This is a genomic window from Streptomyces sp. YS415 (assembly GCF_023544665.1).
Lineage (GTDB): Bacteria > Actinomycetota > Actinomycetes > Streptomycetales > Streptomycetaceae > Streptomyces.
Map to the genome: position 1 here is coordinate 245920 of NZ_JAMJFL010000011.1, position 17146 is coordinate 263065.

18 protein-coding genes and 1 riboswitch are annotated in these 17146 nt (G+C 70.0%); of the genes, 7 read left to right on the forward strand and 11 right to left on the reverse strand.

Annotated elements, in window-relative coordinates; genetic code table 11:
• Positions 1-3 precede the first annotated feature (3 nt).
• From M8H82_RS17025 to M8H82_RS17045, 5 genes are all read right to left on the reverse strand, one after another.
• A complete protein-coding gene (locus tag M8H82_RS17025; protein WP_250074787.1) occupies positions 4-1782 on the reverse strand; it encodes an ABC transporter substrate-binding protein in 1779 nt (592 codons plus the stop codon).
• Positions 1783-1819: 37 nt separating this feature from the next.
• On the reverse strand, positions 1820-2815 hold the full coding sequence (locus M8H82_RS17030; protein WP_250074789.1) for an ABC transporter permease: 996 nt from the start codon (positions 2813-2815) through the stop codon (positions 1820-1822).
• A gap of 322 nt (positions 2816-3137) precedes the next feature.
• On the reverse strand, positions 3138-3926 hold the full coding sequence (locus M8H82_RS17035) for an enhanced serine sensitivity protein SseB C-terminal domain-containing protein (protein ID WP_250074790.1): 789 nt from the start codon (positions 3924-3926) through the stop codon (positions 3138-3140).
• A gap of 95 nt (positions 3927-4021) precedes the next feature.
• On the reverse strand, positions 4022-4816 hold the full coding sequence (locus M8H82_RS17040) for an enhanced serine sensitivity protein SseB (protein WP_250074792.1): 795 nt from the start codon (positions 4814-4816) through the stop codon (positions 4022-4024).
• Between the two features lie 67 nt (positions 4817-4883).
• Positions 4884-5558: an AAA family ATPase gene (locus M8H82_RS17045; protein WP_250074795.1), complete on the reverse strand. Its 675-nt coding sequence runs from the start codon at positions 5556-5558 to the stop codon at positions 4884-4886.
• 169 nt (positions 5559-5727) lie between these two features.
• A riboswitch (glycine riboswitch) is annotated at positions 5728-5823 on the forward strand.
• Between the two features lie 146 nt (positions 5824-5969).
• Here M8H82_RS17045 and gcvT point away from each other — a divergent pair.
• From gcvT to M8H82_RS17070, 5 genes are all read left to right on the forward strand, one after another.
• Complete coding sequence (gcvT, locus tag M8H82_RS17050; RefSeq protein WP_250074797.1) at positions 5970-7088, forward strand: glycine cleavage system aminomethyltransferase GcvT; 1119 nt, start codon at positions 5970-5972, stop codon at positions 7086-7088.
• 99 nt (positions 7089-7187) lie between these two features.
• On the forward strand, positions 7188-7565 hold the full coding sequence (gene gcvH, locus M8H82_RS17055) for a glycine cleavage system protein GcvH (protein WP_250074799.1): 378 nt from the start codon (positions 7188-7190) through the stop codon (positions 7563-7565).
• Between the two features lie 14 nt (positions 7566-7579).
• Positions 7580-8845: a serine hydroxymethyltransferase gene (glyA, locus tag M8H82_RS17060; RefSeq protein WP_250074801.1), complete on the forward strand. Its 1266-nt coding sequence runs from the start codon at positions 7580-7582 to the stop codon at positions 8843-8845.
• A gap of 61 nt (positions 8846-8906) precedes the next feature.
• Complete coding sequence (locus M8H82_RS17065) at positions 8907-10274, forward strand: L-serine ammonia-lyase (protein WP_250074803.1); 1368 nt, start codon at positions 8907-8909, stop codon at positions 10272-10274.
• Positions 10275-10344: 70 nt separating this feature from the next.
• Entirely contained in the window at positions 10345-10902 is a 558-nt protein-coding gene (locus tag M8H82_RS17070; protein ID WP_250074804.1) for a glycoside hydrolase family 25 protein, read from the forward strand.
• A gap of 32 nt (positions 10903-10934) precedes the next feature.
• Here M8H82_RS17070 and M8H82_RS17075 read toward each other — a convergent pair whose 3' ends face one another.
• A complete protein-coding gene (locus M8H82_RS17075; RefSeq protein WP_250074806.1) occupies positions 10935-11597 on the reverse strand; it encodes an NADPH-dependent F420 reductase in 663 nt (220 codons plus the stop codon).
• A gap of 110 nt (positions 11598-11707) precedes the next feature.
• Positions 11708-12709 carry a zinc-dependent alcohol dehydrogenase family protein gene (locus tag M8H82_RS17080; protein ID WP_250074808.1) on the reverse strand — a complete coding sequence of 334 codons (1002 nt, stop codon included), beginning with the start codon at positions 12707-12709 and terminating at the stop codon, positions 11708-11710.
• Between the two features lie 101 nt (positions 12710-12810).
• Here M8H82_RS17080 and M8H82_RS17085 point away from each other — a divergent pair, with 101 nt between their 5' ends.
• Positions 12811-13734, forward strand: coding sequence for an AraC family transcriptional regulator (locus tag M8H82_RS17085; protein ID WP_250074810.1), 924 nt, complete (start codon positions 12811-12813; stop codon positions 13732-13734).
• 52 nt (positions 13735-13786) lie between these two features.
• Here the strand turns inward: M8H82_RS17085 and M8H82_RS17090 are convergent, their stop codons facing one another.
• Positions 13787-13999 (reverse strand): EF-hand domain-containing protein, encoded by a 213-nt coding sequence (locus tag M8H82_RS17090; RefSeq protein ID WP_250074812.1) that lies wholly within the window; start codon positions 13997-13999, stop codon positions 13787-13789.
• A 122-nt stretch (positions 14000-14121) separates the two neighbouring features.
• Here M8H82_RS17090 and M8H82_RS17095 point away from each other — a divergent pair, with 122 nt between their 5' ends.
• On the forward strand, positions 14122-14790 hold the full coding sequence (locus M8H82_RS17095; RefSeq protein WP_250074814.1) for a GNAT family N-acetyltransferase: 669 nt from the start codon (positions 14122-14124) through the stop codon (positions 14788-14790).
• Here M8H82_RS17095 and M8H82_RS17100 read toward each other — a convergent pair.
• The 3 genes from M8H82_RS17100 to M8H82_RS17110 all read right to left on the reverse strand — a co-directional run.
• Positions 14744-15355 (reverse strand): ADP-ribosyltransferase, encoded by a 612-nt coding sequence (locus tag M8H82_RS17100; RefSeq protein WP_250074816.1) that lies wholly within the window; start codon positions 15353-15355, stop codon positions 14744-14746. The two genes, M8H82_RS17095 and M8H82_RS17100, sit on opposite strands and share 47 nt — an antisense overlap.
• A gap of 61 nt (positions 15356-15416) precedes the next feature.
• A complete protein-coding gene (locus M8H82_RS17105; protein ID WP_250074835.1) occupies positions 15417-16592 on the reverse strand; it encodes a PQQ-binding-like beta-propeller repeat protein in 1176 nt (391 codons plus the stop codon).
• 8 nt (positions 16593-16600) lie between these two features.
• A partial coding sequence (locus M8H82_RS17110; RefSeq protein WP_250074818.1) for a polysaccharide deacetylase family protein occupies positions 16601-17146 on the reverse strand: 546 nt, incomplete at its 5' end.

Genomic DNA, 17146 nt, shown 5'->3' on the forward strand with positions numbered 1-17146 from the left:
GGGCTACTTCTTGGTCGTGCCGATGTTGAGGTAGTCGTACTGACCGCTGAAGGCCGCCGTCGAGACCAGGTTGGTGAAGTTGGCGGGGCGGTACAGCAGGACCTTGAAGTAGGTCAGCGGAACGAGGGCCGCCTCCTCCATCGTCTTCTTGTCGATCTCGGCGTAGAGGCTGTTGCGCTCGGCCTCGTCCTCGGTCGCGATCGCCTTCTCGAGCATCGAGTTGATGTCCGCGTTGTCGAGCTGCGACAGGTTGGTGTTGCCGGACTCGCCGATCGCGTCACCGTGCAGGATCTGCTGCTCGAAGCCGTAGCCGGAGGGCCAGTCGGCACCCCACTGCATCATGTGCAGGCCGATGTTCTGCTTCTTGTTGAACGTCGGCACACCCGCGGCGTCGGTGAAGTACTTGCCCGACGGGAACTGCTTCAGGCTGGCGTCGATGCCGACCTTCTTCAGCGAGTCGATGATCGCGGTGGCCGAGTCGATCTCCGCCGGGCGGTCGCTGCGCGCCGAGATGTTGGTCTTGATCGTCGTCTTGCCGCAGGCCTTGAGCTGCTCCTTGGCCTTGGCGACGTCACCCTTGTTGTCCGGGGTGGCGTACAGGTCGGACTTCTCGTAGCCCGGGATGTCCGGCGGCAGGACGGTGGTGGCGATGTCACCGCGGATCGGGCCGCCGAGGGCGGTCTGCACCGAGACCTTGTCGACCGCGAACTGCACGGCCTTGCGGCACTCGACCTTGTCGAACGGCGCGAGCTTGGTGTTGATCGCCATGTAGACGAGACGGCCACCGAAGGTGTTGTCGGTGCTGGCCTTCAGGTCCGAGGAGTTGACGACCTTCGCCTGCGTCGCGGCCTGGACACCCGTACCACCGAGGTCGATGGCCTTGCCGGCCATGACGTCCTGGTCGATCGTCTCGGCGTTGACCTTCAGCTTGACGACGATCTTGTCCGGGTACTGCTTGCGCAGCGGGTCGGTCTTGGCGTCCCAGTTCTCGTTGCGGACGAGGACGACCTCCTTGCCCTCCTGGTAGCTCTCGAACTTGTAAGAGCCGGAGGACACGATGTTCTTGACGTAGTCGACACCCTTGTCCTTCGCCTTCGGCACCGGGGCCGTCTGCGGGGTGGCGACCAGGTAGTCGAACTCCTGGAAGGCGCGGTTGAGCTTGAAGACGATCGTGGTGTCGTCCGGCGTCTCGATGGAGGAGAGGCCCTTGTCGCTCTTGTCCTTGTACGGGCCCTTGTACTTCTCGCCGCCCTCGAGGAACTGCTGGAAGTAGTTGGGGCCGAGGGAGAGCACGTCACGCGCGAAGTTCGAGCGCTCCACCGCGTACTTGACGTCCTTGGACGTGATCGGCGTGCCGTCCTCGTACTTGAGGCCCTCACGCAGCTTGTACGTCCAGGTCTTGCCGCCGTCGCTGGGCTCACCCGGAGCCGACGCGAGGTCGGGGACCAGCTCGTTGCCGGCCTCGCCGGCCGCGGGCTTGAACGTCATCAGCGGGCGGGCGTACAGCCGGCTGAGGTTGTACATGTACGCGTAGTACGTGTTGCCCGGGTCGAAGGAGTCCGGCACGTCCGAGTACTCGTACGTGACCGTGCCCCCCTTCGCGTCGGAGGCGTTGACGACACCCTTGGTCGCGGCGTCGGCGCCGGCCGACTTGTTGTTGCCGTCGCCATTGTCGTTGTTGTCATCGGCCTTGCTGCAACCCGAAAGCACCAGGCTCACAGTGCCGATAGCCGCGATTGCGGCCAGCGCTGACCTTCGCATGATGGTCTGCTTCCCCTCCATAGGTGGAAACTTGATGGGCTCTCGACGCGGCCGCATGTCAGCGGCTGCGCGGGTCGAGAGCGTCACGGAGTCCGTCGCCGAGCAGGTTGAACGCCAGGACGGTGACGAAGATGGCGAGGCCCGGCACGATCATGAACTGCGGGTCGACCTCGTAGAAGTCGACCGCCTGGTTGAGCATGCCGCCCCACGACGCCTGCGGGGGCTGGATGCCGACGCCGAGGAAGCTCAGACTGGCCTCGAAAAGGATGTTCGTCGGGATCAGCAGCGTCGAGTAGACGATGATCGGGCCGACCAGGTTCGGGAGCAGTTCCCGGAAGAGGATGTACGGGCCCTTGGCGCCCATGCCCCGGGAGGCGTCGACGAACTCACGCTCCCTCAGGGCCAGGGTCTGGCCGCGGACGATACGGCCCAGGTACGGCCAGTTGAAGAAGCCGATGATGAAGATCAGCACGGTGATGTGCAGCGGCAGGCCTTCCAGGCCGAAGGCACCGCCCTGCAGCGTCGCCGAGATGGCGATGGCGAAGAGCAGCAGCGGGAAGGCGAGGAAGGTGTCCATCAGGCGGCTGATGATCGCGTCCACGCGCCCGCCGTAGTAGCCGGCGATCACACCGAGGACCGTGCCGATGGTGTTCGACAGGATGGTGGCCCCGAACGCGACGACCAGGGACACCCAGGAGCCCTCCAGGATGCGGGTGGCGATGTCCCGGCCGAACTTGGGCTCGACGCCCAGCGGGTGGTCCATGCTCATCCCGCCGAAGTCCCCTGTGGGCAGCGAGGTGTTGGGGTCGATCAGGTCCTGGTTGAAGGCGTTGGGGTCGAGACCGAGGAGAGCCTGGATGGGCCGGGACAGCACGGCGAGCAGCACCAGCAGGATGACGACGATGCCGCCGGTGACGGCGAGCTTGTCCTTCTTGAACCGGGTCCAGGCGATCTGCCCAAGGGAACGGCCCTCGATCTGCCCCTTGTCGGCACCGCTGAGGACAGCTTCCGGCTGTGCCTCGGCTGCCTTAGTGGTCTCGATCGGTGCGGTCACAGTGACCCGACCCCTCTCGCCGGTGGTGACCGGCCTACGCCCGCCGTGGATTACGGCTTTGTCGACTTGCACTCGATCACAGGATCGACCGATCCCATGTCTGTCTCGGGAGTCTTCAGCGTCGTCACGATCACCCGCCAGGCCTGACGGCGAAAGTATGCGCAACCGTGATGATCCACTGGGGAATCCGTTATCCGAACAGCAGATAACGCAGGCCGTACGGGCGGGAGTTATCTCATATCGGTCAAACCGCCACATTCAGCGCCATCTACGCGCGAAGAAAAGTGGGGGACACGTGAACGGCTGACGGTCCGTCACGAAATCAGTAACCGCCCTGTACCGGTGGGTAACCGTATCCGGCGGCCGGTGCCTGCGCCGCGTGGGCCTCACGGTCGTAGAACGGGCGGGCGTTCGCCCGCATCCACATCGCGACCGGGTCGTACTCGTCGGACATCGCCACCGTGGAGACCGGCAGCCCGTCCGGGACCGCGCCGATGGACTGCTGCATCATCGCGCGCACCGAGTCCACGGCGGGCGGGCTGGTGTCGTACACGTCCAGGCCGATGGCGAGGTACGGCGCCCCGAGCGCCGGCTGCACCCAGGCGCGGCGCAGCGCGCGGACGGCCGGGGTGCGGTGGGCGTTCTGCGCGAGCAGGGCGTAGAAGTGCGGGATCTCGATGCCGGGTTCGGAGAGCCGCAGCGGCCCCGCCGGCTGGCGCTCCAGGCCGGTGGCGATCCGGCGCAGGTCGAGCCACGGAATGCCGACGCCGCCGCCCCGGGCGTGCGGGTTCAGCCAGAGGCCGAAGTGGTCGGGGTACAGCGTGCGGGCCACGTCGACTCCGTCGACGACCTCGTAACTGCGGTTCCAGCCGCTGGCCGAGAGCTCCTGGGCGGAGGTGACGCAGGGGGCGTAGCCGTAGCCGTCGACCTCCATGTTCCCGTACTGGGCGTCCGGGGAGCCGGCCTGGCCGTGCCACAGCAGCATCCAGATCTGGCCGGAGTTCGGGGTCGCGAGCGCGCGCAGCAGTGCCTCGTAGGCGTCGTAACGCCCGGGCGTGACCTGGCGCAGCATGTGCTCGACCTGCCCGGCCGCGATGCCGCTGGCGCTCACCTGTACCGCCCCTTCACCTTTTCTCCGACCGAGCCGTGGGCCTAGCTTAAGCCCGCCTACCGGGGAGGGACTTGCTGCGGTATCGCGTGGTGTCTTCACCGGCCCTGTGTGTAGAAGGGCCGCACTCGCTCCCGCATCCATATGGCCACCGGGTCCTGCGCCGCCATGTCCAGGAGGATCAGGTTGACCGGCCAGTTCGTGGGGACCCTGCCCAGGGCCCGGCCCAGGGCGTCCATCGGGGCCGTGCGCAGGTCGCCCTCCCAGTCGGAGAGCTCCACCCCGACGAACATCACCGGGTCCGCCGTCTCGATGGCGGCCAGGCAGCGGCGGGCCGTGGTGACCACGCCGGTCGCCGCGAACTCGGCGGAGGCGGCGGCCAGGAAGTCGACCGGGTCGTCCTGCCAGTCCGGCTCGTACAGCTTGACGCGGCCACCGCTGGCCGGGCCGTCCAGCGGGGTGCGGCCCACCCGGCACAGCTCGGCCACCGCCGGGGGCGGGAGGGGGATGCCCACCACGCCGTCGGGGTTCACCGCTATCCCCACCTGCGGGGGCAGCCCGCGGGCGAACTCCACCGCCGGGGCGATCGTGTACGACATGTGCGAGCCGACGACCTGGCGGAACTGTTCCTCGGAGCTGAAGACCGGCACATAGGCCTGGCCCGCGATCTCCAGCGTGGGCAGGTCCAGCGGGCCGCTGTGCGGGCCGCCGCCGGAGGGCAGCGGGACCCAGAGGAAGCTGCGGCCGAGCACCTCGATGATCCGGCCGCCCGCCGTGGGGACGCCGAGGGAGGCGGAGAGCACCTCCTCCAGCTCGTTGCCGGGCCATCCGCCGTGCGGATGGGGGTGCGCCTGCGCCGGGAAGTCCGCGGGGAGATCCGCCGGGTAGTCCATCTGTCTGACCGCCTGCCGTGAACCACTGATGTGGCTGAAAAGGCTAGCGCCTGCACGGCCGCCCGGGTCAGCCCGTGAAGCTGATCCGCCGCAGCGCCCCCGCCGCGGACCGGTCGATCAGCACCGCCGAACCGCACCCCGGGGGCAGCTCGCCCCTCTCCGCCGCGCGCAGCAGCCGGCCCGCCGCCGAGCGGTGCCGCAGGAAGGCGTACCGCGAGACGCCGCGCCCGCGCTCGCGCTGGCCCTCCAGCGCCTCGTCCGGGGTGACGTCCAGGACCAGCAGGTGCAGGGCGCCGCCCCGGCGCCGTGCCTCGCGGGCCAGCCAGCCACGCACCCAGGCCTGGGTCCCGCAGTCGTGCACGACGACGCCCCGGCCCGAGCGCAGCGCGCGCCACAGACCGGCGTAGTGCGCGAGCCGGACCAGGGGCCGGTAGACCGCGTACGGCAGGAAGCCCGGCATCCGGGCGGCCCAGCGGTCGCGGGTGTCCTGGGAGTCGATGCGCGGGCCCGTCACGGCCCGTCGCATCAGCGTGGACTTGCCGCTGCCCGGCAGGCCGGTGATCACGACGAGGTCCCGGGGCCCGAAGAGCAGGGCGTGCGGGGTGCGGCCGTCTCGTGCGCGCAGGTCGCGGACGACAGGTGCGGGGAGCGTGCCGCGGGCTTCGAGGGCCGGGGCCGCGGGCTGCCCGGGCAGCGCAAGGCCCGGCGTGGTCGCGTACGCCCTGGTCCTGTCCACCGTCATCGTCCTCCTCCGGGTCGGGATCTCCCCTCCCCACTGAACGTAAAGAGAAGGTAATGGGCGATCTCTCGCGTTTTCGTGCGCGTACCGCCACAAGCCGGTTACAGAAGCGGCCTGCCCACGGACGCCCCGGTCATGCAATGATGGCCGCGCCAACTGCATACCGGCCGTTTGAATCCGCGCGGGAGAGTTCCCAGCCTTCGGCTGGGGCGCCGAAGGAGCAAGTCCCTCCCTTGAATCTCTCAGGCACCGTTACCGCGCGGGCGAGGCACATCTGAAAAGCGGACCGCCGTCGCCGGTGGTCCCACCCAAGGTGCAAGTCATGCCCCCGCGTGGTCATGACGAACCTCTCAGGTTCCGATGACAGATGGGGAGGAAAGACCTCGCCGTCATGCCTTGGGAGACGACCGTCCGATGAGCAGTTCCGAACCCCGCCGTACCGCCCTCGATGCCCTGCATCGCTCGCTGGGCGCGACGATGACCGACTTCGCCGGCTGGGACATGCCGCTGCGCTACGGATCCGAGCGCGACGAGCACAACGCCGTGCGCACCAGGGCCGGCCTCTTCGACCTCTCCCACATGGGCGAGATCACTGTGACCGGCCCCGAGGCCGCCCGGCTGCTGAACTACGCCCTGGTCGGCAACATCGCCTCCGTCGGCGTCGGCCGTGCCCGCTACACCATGATCTGCCGGGCCGACGGCGGCATCCTGGACGACCTGATCGTCTACCGGCTCGCCGAGACCGAGTACATGGTCGTCGCCAACGCCTCCAACGCCCAGGTCGTGCTGGACGCGCTGGCGGATCGTTCCGCCGGTTTCGACGCCGAGGTGCGCGACGACCGGGACGCCTACGCGCTGATCGCCGTGCAGGGCCCGCAGTCCCCCGGCATCCTCGGCTCGCTCACCGACGCCGACCTCGACGGACTGAAGTACTACGCCGGGCTCCCCGGCACCGTCGCGGGCGTCCCGGCGCTGATCGCGCGCACCGGCTACACCGGCGAGGACGGCTTCGAGCTGTTCGTGAAGCCCGAGCACGCGGTCGAGCTGTGGCAGGCCCTGACCAAGGCCGGCGAGGGTGCCGGTCTGATCCCCTGCGGCCTGTCCTGCCGGGACACCCTGCGTCTCGAGGCGGGCATGCCGCTGTACGGCCATGAGCTCACCACCTCGCTGACCCCCTTCGACGCCGGTCTCGGCCGGGTGGTCAAGTTCGAGAAGGAGGGCGACTTCGTGGGGCGCGAGGCGCTCACCGAGGCCGCCGAGCGCGCGGAGACCGACCCGCCGCGGGTCCTGGTCGGCCTGGTCGCCGAGGGCCGCCGCGTCCCGCGCGCCGGGTACCAGGTCGTCGCCGACGGCCGGGTGATCGGCGAGGTCACCTCCGGCGCCCCCTCCCCCACGCTGGGCAAGCCGATCGCCATGGCCTACGTCGACGCCGCGCACGCGGCGCCCGGCACGGCCGGCGTCGGCGTGGACATCCGGGGCGCCCACGAGCCGTACGAGGTCGTGGCGCTGCCCTTCTACAAGCGCCGGAAGTAGACACTGGGCGTGACCCGGCGCACCTTTCCGCTGATCACGCACGCCTTCGGCACTCCCCCCCTTCATCAGCACTCCCCCGCGTACAGGAGAATTCAGGCCATGAGCAACCCCCAGCAGCTGCGCTACAGCAAGGAGCACGAGTGGCTGTCGGTCGCCGAGGACGGCGTCTCGACGGTCGGCATCACGGAGTTCGCGGCCAACGCGCTCGGTGACGTCGTCTACGCCCAGCTCCCCGAGGTCGGCTCCACGGTGGCCGCGGGCGAGTCCTGCGGCGAGCTGGAGTCCACCAAGTCGGTCAGCGACCTGTACTCCCCGGTCGCCGGCGAGGTCACCGAGATCAACGAGGACGTCGTGAACGACCCCTCGCTGGTGAACTCGGCCCCCTTCGAGGGCGGCTGGCTGTTCAAGGTACGCGTGACGGAGGAGCCGGCCGACCTGCTCTCCGCCGACGAGTACACCGCCTTTTCCGCCGGCTGAGGAGTCGTAGACGCATGTCCGTCCTGAACACGCCCCTGCACGAGCTCGACCCGGACGTCGCCGCCGCGCTCGACGCCGAGCTGCACCGCCAGCAGTCCACCCTGGAGATGATCGCCTCCGAGAACTTCGCGCCGGTCGCGGTCATGGAGGCCCAGGGCTCGGTCCTGACCAACAAGTACGCCGAGGGCTACCCGGGCCGCCGCTATTACGGCGGCTGCGAGCACGTCGACGTCGCCGAGCAGATCGCCATCGACCGGGTCAAGGAGCTGTTCGGCGCCGAGTACGCCAACGTCCAGCCGCACTCCGGTGCCTCCGCCAACCAGGCCGCGCTGTTCGCGCTGGCCCAGCCCGGCGACACCATCCTCGGTCTGGACCTGGCCCACGGCGGCCATCTGACGCACGGGATGCGGCTGAACTTCTCCGGCAAGCAGTTCAATGTGGTCGCCTACCACGTCGACGACGCCGGCCTGGTCGACATGGCCGAGGTCGAGCGGCTCGCCAAGGAGCACCGCCCCAAGGTGATCATCGCGGGCTGGTCGGCGTACCCGCGCCAGCTGGACTTCGCGGAGTTCCGGCGGATCGCCGACGAGGTCGAGGCGTACCTGTGGGTCGACATGGCGCACTTCGCCGGCCTGGTGGCCGCGGGGCTGCACCCGAACCCGGTGCCCTACGCCGACGTCGTGACCTCCACCACCCACAAGACGCTGGGCGGCCCGCGCGGCGGCATCATCCTCGCCCGGGGCAAGGAGTTCGCGAAGAAGCTGAACTCCGCCGTCTTCCCGGGCTTCCAGGGCGGTCCCCTGGAGCATGTGATCGCGGCCAAGGCGGTCTCCTTCAAGGTCGCCGCCTCGGAGGACTTCAAGGAGCGCCAGCGGCGTACGGTGGAGGGTGCGCGCATCCTCGCCGAGCGGCTCACGGCGGCCGACGCCCGCGAGGCCGGGATCAATGTCCTGTCCGGCGGCACCGACGTCCACCTGCTCCTGGTGGACCTGCGCGAGTCCGAGCTGGACGGCCAGCAGGCCGAGGACCGCCTCCACGAGGTCGGGATCACGGTCAACCGCAACGCCGTCCCGAACGACCCGCGTCCGCCGATGGTCACCTCCGGTCTGCGGATCGGCACGCCCGCCCTGGCCACCCGCGGCTTCACCGCCGAGGACTTCGCCGAGGTCGCGGACGTGATCGCACAGGCGCTGAAGCCGTCGTACGACGTCGAGGCGCTGAAGACCCGGGTCAGGGCCCTGGCGGACAAGCACCCGCTGTACCCCGGCCTGAGCAAGTAGTAGTTCCCTGGTGGGGGGCACCCGAGGACGTGTGCCCCCCACCCTTTTTTGAGGAGTTCCCGTGGCCATCTCGGTCTTCGACCTGTTCTCGATCGGCATCGGCCCGTCGAGTTCCCACACGGTCGGCCCGATGCGTGCGGCCCGCATGTTCGCCCGCCGCGTGCGCAACGAAGGGCTGCTGGACGGCGTCGCCTCGGTCCGCTGCGAGCTGTACGGCTCCCTGGGCGCCACCGGGCACGGCCACGGCACGCCGAAGGCGGTGCTGCTCGGGCTCGAGGGGGCCTCGCCGCGGACGGTGGACGTGGAGGGGGCGGACGACCGGGTCGAGTCGATCAAGTCCACGGGGCGGCTGTCGCTGCTGGGCGAGCGCGAGATCGCGTTCTCCTTCGACGACGACCTGGTCCTCCACCGGCGCAAGGCGCTGCCCTACCACGCGAACGGCATGACGATCCTGGCGTACGACGCCCAGGGCACCGAGCTGATCGCGAAGACGTACTACTCGGTCGGCGGCGGCTTCGTCGTGGACGAGGAAGCGGTAGGCGCCGACCGGATCAAGCTCGACGACACGGTGCTGAAGTACCCCTTCCGCACCGGTGACGAGCTGCTGCGGCTGACGAAGGAGACCGGGCTGTCGATCTCCTCGCTGATGCTGGAGAACGAGCGGGCCTGGCGCACGGAGCAGGAGATCCGCGAGGGCCTGCTGGAGATCTGGCGGGTGATGCAGGCGTGCGTGGCGCGCGGCATGTCCCGGGAGGGGATCCTGCCGGGCGGGCTGCGGGTGCGCCGCAGGGCCGCGATGTCGGCGCGCCAGCTGCGGGCCGAGGGCGACCCGCTGGCGCACGCGATGGAGTGGATCACGCTCTACGCGATGGCGGTGAACGAGGAGAACGCGGCGGGCGGCCGGGTCGTGACGGCCCCGACGAACGGCGCGGCGGGCATCATCCCCGCGGTCCTGCACTACTACATCAACTTCGTGCCCGGCGCGGACGAGGACGGCGTGGTCCGCTTCCTGCTCGCCGCCGGGGCGATCGGCATGCTCTTCAAGGAGAACGCCTCCATCTCCGGCGCCGAGGTCGGCTGCCAGGGCGAGGTGGGCTCGGCGTGCTCGATGGCGGCGGGAGCCCTCGCCGAAGTGCTGGGCGGCTCCCCGGAGCAGGTGGAGAACGCGGCCGAGATCGGCATGGAGCACAACCTGGGCCTGACCTGCGACCCGGTCGGCGGCCTGGTCCAGATCCCGTGCATCGAGCGCAACGGCATGGCCGCGGTGAAGGCGGTCACGGCGGCGAAGATGGCGATGCGCGGCGACGGCTCGCACAAGGTGTCCCTGGACAAGGTCATCAAGACCATGAAGGACACCGGCGCCGACATGAGCGTGAAGTACAAGGAGACGGCGCGGGGCGGGCTGGCGGTCAACATCATCGAATGCTGAACGTTCCCGCCGCGGGCAACCGGGGCATCTAGAACTCCCGTCCCCCCGTTCACACTTCAGGGAGTGCACGATGCTTCGCGGCATTGACGTCAGCTCGTACCAGTCGTCGGCCTACGACACGGACGGCCTCTCCTTCGTCTTCGTCAAGGCGACGGAGGGGCGTTCGTACGTCAACCCCAAGCTGTCGGCCCAGACCAAGCGCGCCCGTGAGGCCGGCCTGGTGGTCGGCTTCTACCACTTCCTCTGGCCGGGCAACCTCACGGCCCAGGCGCAGTACTTCGTCAAGCACGCCCCGGAGAAGGCGGGCGACATCCTCGCCGTCGACTGGGAGACCACCGGCGACGGCACCCATGCGTCCAACGCGGAGAAGGACCAGTTCATCCGCAAGGTGAAGGAGTTGCGGCCGAACAATCCGGTGGTGCTGTACTGCAACCGGAACTTCTGGCTCAACATCGACCGCACCTCCTACGCCGGCGACGGCCTCTGGATCGCCGACTACGTCACCGCGGGCAAGCCCCGCATCAAGGCCAAGTGGCGCTTCCACCAGTACACCGACGACCCCCTGGACCGGAACGTCGCCGACTTCGCGAGCAGGGCGGCGCTGCGCGAATGGGCCGGCGACGTCTGACCCAGGAGGTCATCTCCCCCGAGTGGCAGGGCTCAGGCCCGGAACTCCGGCTTGCGGTGCGGGGACGCCTCCGCCAGGGCCTTGGTGACCTCGTCCACGCCGGCCCGCAGACCGTAGACCGGGGTGTCCGGCTGCTGGCGCCAGGAGTCGTCGAGGCCGCCCGCGTCGACCGTGTCGTAGCCGAGTTCGTCGATCAGGGCGCGGACCTTCGTCTTCGCCGTCTCGTCGTCGCCGGCCACCGGCAGGGCCATCCGGTCGGGGTCGCCGGCCGGGCGGTGGCGGTCCAGGAGGTCCTGGGCGTAGGTGCCGTTGAACGCCTTGATCACCGGGTGGCCGATCTGCCGTTCCGTCCAGCGGCTCTCCGTCAGGCCCTCGTCCTCGATCCCGGCGATCTTCCCGTCCCGCTGCTTCGGGTAGTAGTTCCCGGTGTCGATGACGGCGACGCCCTGCGCCGCCCCGTCCAGGACACCGGCCGGAAGATCCGGTACGGCCTTGAACGGGATGGTGATCACGACGATCTCGGCGCCGCGCGCGGCCTCCTCCACCGGGACCGCCCGCGCCCCGGTCTCCGTGACCAGTTCCGTGAGGGTGTGCGGCCCGCGCGAGTTGGCGACGGACACCTCGTGGCCGAGGGCGGTCAGCCGCCGGGTGAGGTTGCCGCCGATCTGACCCGCGCCGATGATGCCGATCTTCATGTCAGGACCCTTCCAGGATCAATGCACGTGCATACGTCTGCTTGCCGTGCCTCAACCCCGCGATGGCGCGAGCTATTCCGAGCGCGGCCATCGAGTGTCCGCCGCCCCCGTCACAGCCGTACGACGATCTTGCCCGTGTGCCGGTTCGACTCCATCAGGCGGTGGGCTTCCCGGATGGTGTCGAGGCCGTCGAAGACCTCCGCCACGACCGGCCGGAAGCCGCCGTCGGCGAGGCCGGCGTTGACGAAGGCGGTGGCGCGGCGGCGGCCGTCGCGCGTGTCGGTGAGGGCCATGTTGGCGTACGTGTGGATCGTGAACGGCCAGTTGAAGGGGATCTCGGCGGGGCGGCCGTCGAGCCAGCCGTAGAGCACGACGGATCCGCCGGGTGCGAGGGAGGAGGTCAGGGCGCCGAAGCCCGGCCCGCCGATCCCGTCGAAGATGACCTCGACGCCCCGGCCGCCGATGATCCGCTTGATCTCCGCGGCGACCGCGTCCTCTTCGGCGTCCCCGGTGACGATCACCTCGGCCGCCCCCACGTCGAGCAGTTGCTTCCGCTTGGCCTCGGTCCGGGTGGTGGCGATCGGTACGGCGCCGATGCGCCGGGCGACCTGGACGGCGGCGGTGCCGACGCCGCTGGAGGCGCCGGTGACGAGCACATGGTCCCCGGGCTTGAGCGCGGCGGTCTCCAGCAGGGCCCCGTAGGCGGTGCTGTACGTCATCCAGGCGGCGGCCCCGGTCACCGCGTCGACGGAGTCGGGGCGGCGGACGACGGCGGACTCGGGCAGGACGAGCCGCTCGGCGTACACGCCCTGGGCGCTCATCTCGATGCCGGGGCCGGTCATCACCTTCTCGCCCACGGCGAGTCCGGTGACGCCCTCGCCGACCGCCTCGACGACGGCGGAGGCCTCGTAGCCGAGGCGGGAGGCGGGGAGCGTGGGCTGGTAGTAGTACGTCCCGGCGCGGAACAGGGCTTCGGCGCGGTTGAGGCCCAAGGCCTCGACGCGGAGGGCGACTTCACCCGGGCCGGGCTCGGGGACAGCCGCGTCCTCGATCGTCAGCACGTCGGGTCCGCCGAGGTCATGAAAGAGCACGGTGCGTGCGGTCGTTGGCATGACATCGACGGTACGGGCGGCATCCGAGACGATCCATGTCCGTCGGTCCTCTGTTCATGTCCGTTCGTCTCGCCCCTTGACCGGACGGCTATCGTACGGACATGGATGTCCTCAGCGACGCGGTGGCCGCCATGCGCACCGGACGACCGCACTCCTCGCGCAACGACATGTACGGACCCTGGGGCATGCGCTTCGAGGCCTCGGCCGGCGCCGGGTTCCACGTACTGCTCAGGGGGTCGGCCTGGCTGGTCCCCGCCGAGAGCGAGCCGGTCCAACTCGGGCCGGGGGACGTGGTGTTCCTGGCGAGCGGATGCGGGCACGGGGTGGCCAGCGGCCTCGACGTACCGATGCGGGAGGTGCGGCTCAAGGACGACGGCACCTGGCCCGAACTGCCTCCCGATCCGGTGGGGTCGGGGCCGCCGACGACGGTCATGCTGTGCGGCGCCTACCACTTGGACCGCTCCCGCGCCCACCCCCTGCTCACCGAGCTGCCGGAGGTGGTGCATCTGCCCGCGCGCGTCGGCACGCACCGCTCACTGCGGGCGGCGGTGGAACTGCTGGGCGAAGAACTGGCGGAGCCGCGGCCGGGCTCGGACACCATCGTGACCTCGCTGCTGGACACCCTGCTGCTGTACATCCTGCGCGCCTGGTGGCAGGGGGAGGCGCGGACCGACGGGCACCCCACGGGCTGGGCGGCCGCCCTCGCCGACCCCGCGGTCACGGCGGCGCTGCACGCCATCCACGAGGACCCGTCCCGCCCCTGGACGGTGGAGGAACTCGGCGCCCGCGGCGGCCTGTCCCGCGCGGCCTTCGCCCGCCGGTTCACCGCGCTGGTCGGGGCGCCGCCGCTGACGTATCTGACCTGGTGGCGCATGACGACGGCCGGCCGCCTGCTGCGCGAGGCCGACGCCCCGCTCCGCCAGATCGCCCAGCGCACCGGCTACACCTCGGAGTTCGCCTTCGCCAAGGCGTTCAAGCGGGAGTTCGGCGTGGCCCCGGGCCAGTACCGGCGCCGGGCCTCCTGAAGCACGGCCGGAAGGGGGGCGACCCCTGCGGGCACCCCCCTTGCCGCATACGTCACTTGCCCACGTACGACCAGAACTCGTCGAACGACAGCAGCTTGTCGCCGTTAAGGTCGCGGGACTTGATGATGGCCTCCGCGACGGTCTCGGTGACGTTCCAGTCGCCGCCCTGGGCCAGAGCGGTCTTGAATTCGGCCGCGCTGATGAAGCCGTCACCGTCCGTGTCGATCCGCTCGAACTGCTTGCGTGCCTCGTCGATGTCCGCCACCGATCCGCCCCTTTTCCTCGTACCTTGCCAGGTCCTGCTGTGTTACTGACGAAGGTCAGATTAACCGGCACCCCGAGCCCTCACCGCGGCGCCCGGTGTGCGCAGACGCAAGGAGCACGGTGATGGAGACATTGCGGGACATTCTCGAAGCGGCGGCCCACGGCATCTTCCCGGCCCCGGACGGCGGCACGACGGTGGTGCCCCAGCCCTCGCCTCGGGACGCCGGGGTCTTCGCCTTCACCGCCCACACCGTGATCGCGACCGACGAGGATCCGGACTGGGTGCACGCGACCCTGCGGGCCCTGGACTGCGACGCCCTCGCCGCGACCATGAACGCGCGGTTCCTCACGGCCCTCATGGACCGCACCGGACGCGAAAGCGACACGATCGACGTGATGGCGGTGGCCTCCGCCCTGCCGGGCCGGCCGCCGCTCGCCCTGACGGAGCTCGACGACCCCGCCCATCCGCGGGTGGTGAGCTCCCGCAGGCGGCGCGACGAGGTGCGGGTGTGGGCCGCGGAGGGCGGCGTGCTGGTCCTCGGGCGCGGGGTTGCGGGGCGGCTGGAGGTGGCGGTCGAGGTGGGTGAAGAGGTACGGCATCGCGGGCTGGGGCGGGAACTGGCCCGCTGCGCGCGGCAGTTGAGCGGGGGTGAGCCGGTGTGGGCGCAGGTCTCCGCGGGGAACGCCCGCAGCATGCGGGCGTTCCAGGCGGCCGGTTACCGTCCCGTCGGCTCGGAGGTGCTGCTCAGTGCCAGGCCTCGTAGTGCGGGTTGCTCTCGCAGCCGCTCATGATCTCGACCTTGGTCGACTTGTTCACCGGGCAGACGCCGATGATGTACTTCCGGTCGATGCCGCCGGGGAAGGCCACCTCGACCTGGTCGGCCCATTTGTGGGTGTCGCCGATGGTCCGGTTGACGTCGACGCCGCCGGGGGCGTCGATGTAGTAGTTCCAGCCGGACTTCGCCCACTTCTTGTACAGGTCGTGGTCGTAGGTCGTGGACACGTACGGCGAGGGCTGGTTGACGAGGACGTACTGCTTGAGGTCGTACTGGCCGTTCATCACGTCCTTGGGCTTGAAGCCCTCCTCGAAGACGACCGAGGGGCCCCGGCCGTCGGCGCGGTAGAGGGTGCCGCAGGTCGTGCGCCAGACCGGCTCGGGGGTGATGCGGGCGACGTCGACGCGGCGGTCGGCGGCGGCCTTGACCGGGTCGTCGAACTGGACGGGACACTCAGCAGGAGCGGGGGTGACGGCGGGCGCGGCGGTGTTCGCGGGCGCCGTGGCCGCCGTGGTGGCGAACACCGCGGCCAGGGACAGGACGACGGACGCGGCGCGCCGCCGCAGGGAAGTCGTGATCATGGAGAGCACGATTCCGGTTCCGCGGCGGCGCGTGGTGGATGTTCACCCGCAAGGCGGCGTGTCAGCGGAAGATGCCGGTGTGGCCGAGCGAGTAGCGGCCCGGCTGCGGGTACACGGCGAGCCCGTGCGGGCCGCTGCCGACCGGGATGCGGGCCAGCTGGGTGCCGGTGCGGGTGTCGATGGCGTACACCTCGCCGTCGTAACGCCCCGACAGCCACAGGACCTTGCCGTCCGCGGAGACCCCGCCCATGTCGGGGCTGCCGCCGTCGGGCAGGTGCCACTTCTTGGTGAGCTTGTTCCGGGTGAAGTCGAAGACGGACACCGACCCCTCGCCGCGGTTGGAGACGTACATCTCGCGGGAGTCGCGGCTGATGTACAGGCCGTGGCAGCCCTTGCCGGTGGGCAGCAGCTTCGGCTTGCCGAAGGTCTTGCCGTCCAGGACCCACATGCCGTCGGCCATCATGTCGGCGATGTAGAACTTCTTGCCGTCCGGGGAGATCTTGACGTCCTGCGGCATGGCGCCGGTGAAGGGCAGCTTCTGCTGCCCCACCACCTTCATCTTCTCGGTGTCGACCTTGAGCAGCTCACCGCTGAACTCGCAGGAGACGATGAAGTACTTGCCGTCGGCCGAGAAGTCGGCGTGGTTGACGCCGAAGCAGCTGACCGGTTCGGTCTTGACCTCCTTCATGGTGTGCGGGTCGCGGAAGACGAGTTCGCGGTCGAGTGAGGCCATGACGACGGCGTACTTGCCGTTGGGCGTGAAGTAGAGGTTGTACGGGTCGTGGACCTCCACCTCCTTGCCCGCCTTGCCGGTCTTCGGGTCGATGGGAGTGAGCGTGTGGCCGCGGTTGTTGTTGACCCACAGCGTCTTCATGTCCCAGGAGGGCACGACGTGCTGGGGCTGGCGGCCGACCGGGATCGTGTCGATGATCTCGTACGTCTTGGGGTCGATGACGGACACCGTGTCGGACTCGGTGTTGGGGACGTAGACCCGGCTGGGAAAGTCCTTCACCACCGGGGAGAGCTTGTTGGGGCGGTCGGCGGCGTAGACGTCCTGCGGGTCCAGCACCGGGGGCATGCCGGGCAGTCCCTGGACGGGTCGCTTCTCCGGCGGGGCGGGGACGGCGGCCTTGGTGTCGCCGGACCCGGTCCGCTCCCGGGTCTCGGTGCCGCAGGCGGCGAGCGTGGCGAGGGCGGCGCCCGCGATCAGGGTGGCCTTCACGAGGTGGTGGCGCATCAGGTGCATCAGCTGAACAGCTCCGTGGTGGTGACGGCGGTCAGTCCGCGGCGGTGGAGGTCGTCGAGTACGGCGGGGAGGGCGGCGACCGTGTCCTCGTAGCCGAAGTGCAGGCTCACGATCGAGCCGGGTCGGATCCCGGTGGCGAGGGTGCGGGTGAGGGCGGCGGGCCCGGGGCCGGTGAAGTCGAGGGAGTCGACGTCGTAGGAGAGGACCTGGGGGTAGCCGGCGTCGTGGGCCAGGCGGGCGACCAGGTGGGAGGCCCGGGCCGCGCGGGAGGGGCGGAACCAGGTTCCGATGGAGCCGGTGAGGCGTCGCAGGCGTTCGGCGCAGTCGGTGATCTCGGCGCGGGCCCGGGCCTCCGGCATCGCGTTGATGTCGAGGTGGCGCTGGGTGTGGTTGCCGAGGTCGTGGCCGGCGTCGAGGATGCGGCGGGCGAGCCGGGGGTTGGCGTCCAGCCAGGTGCCCACGGCCAGGACGGTGAGGCGGGCGCCGTGCCGTTCGGCGGCGCTCAGGACGGCTTCGGCGGTTCGGGGATCGCCGTTGCCGTGGAA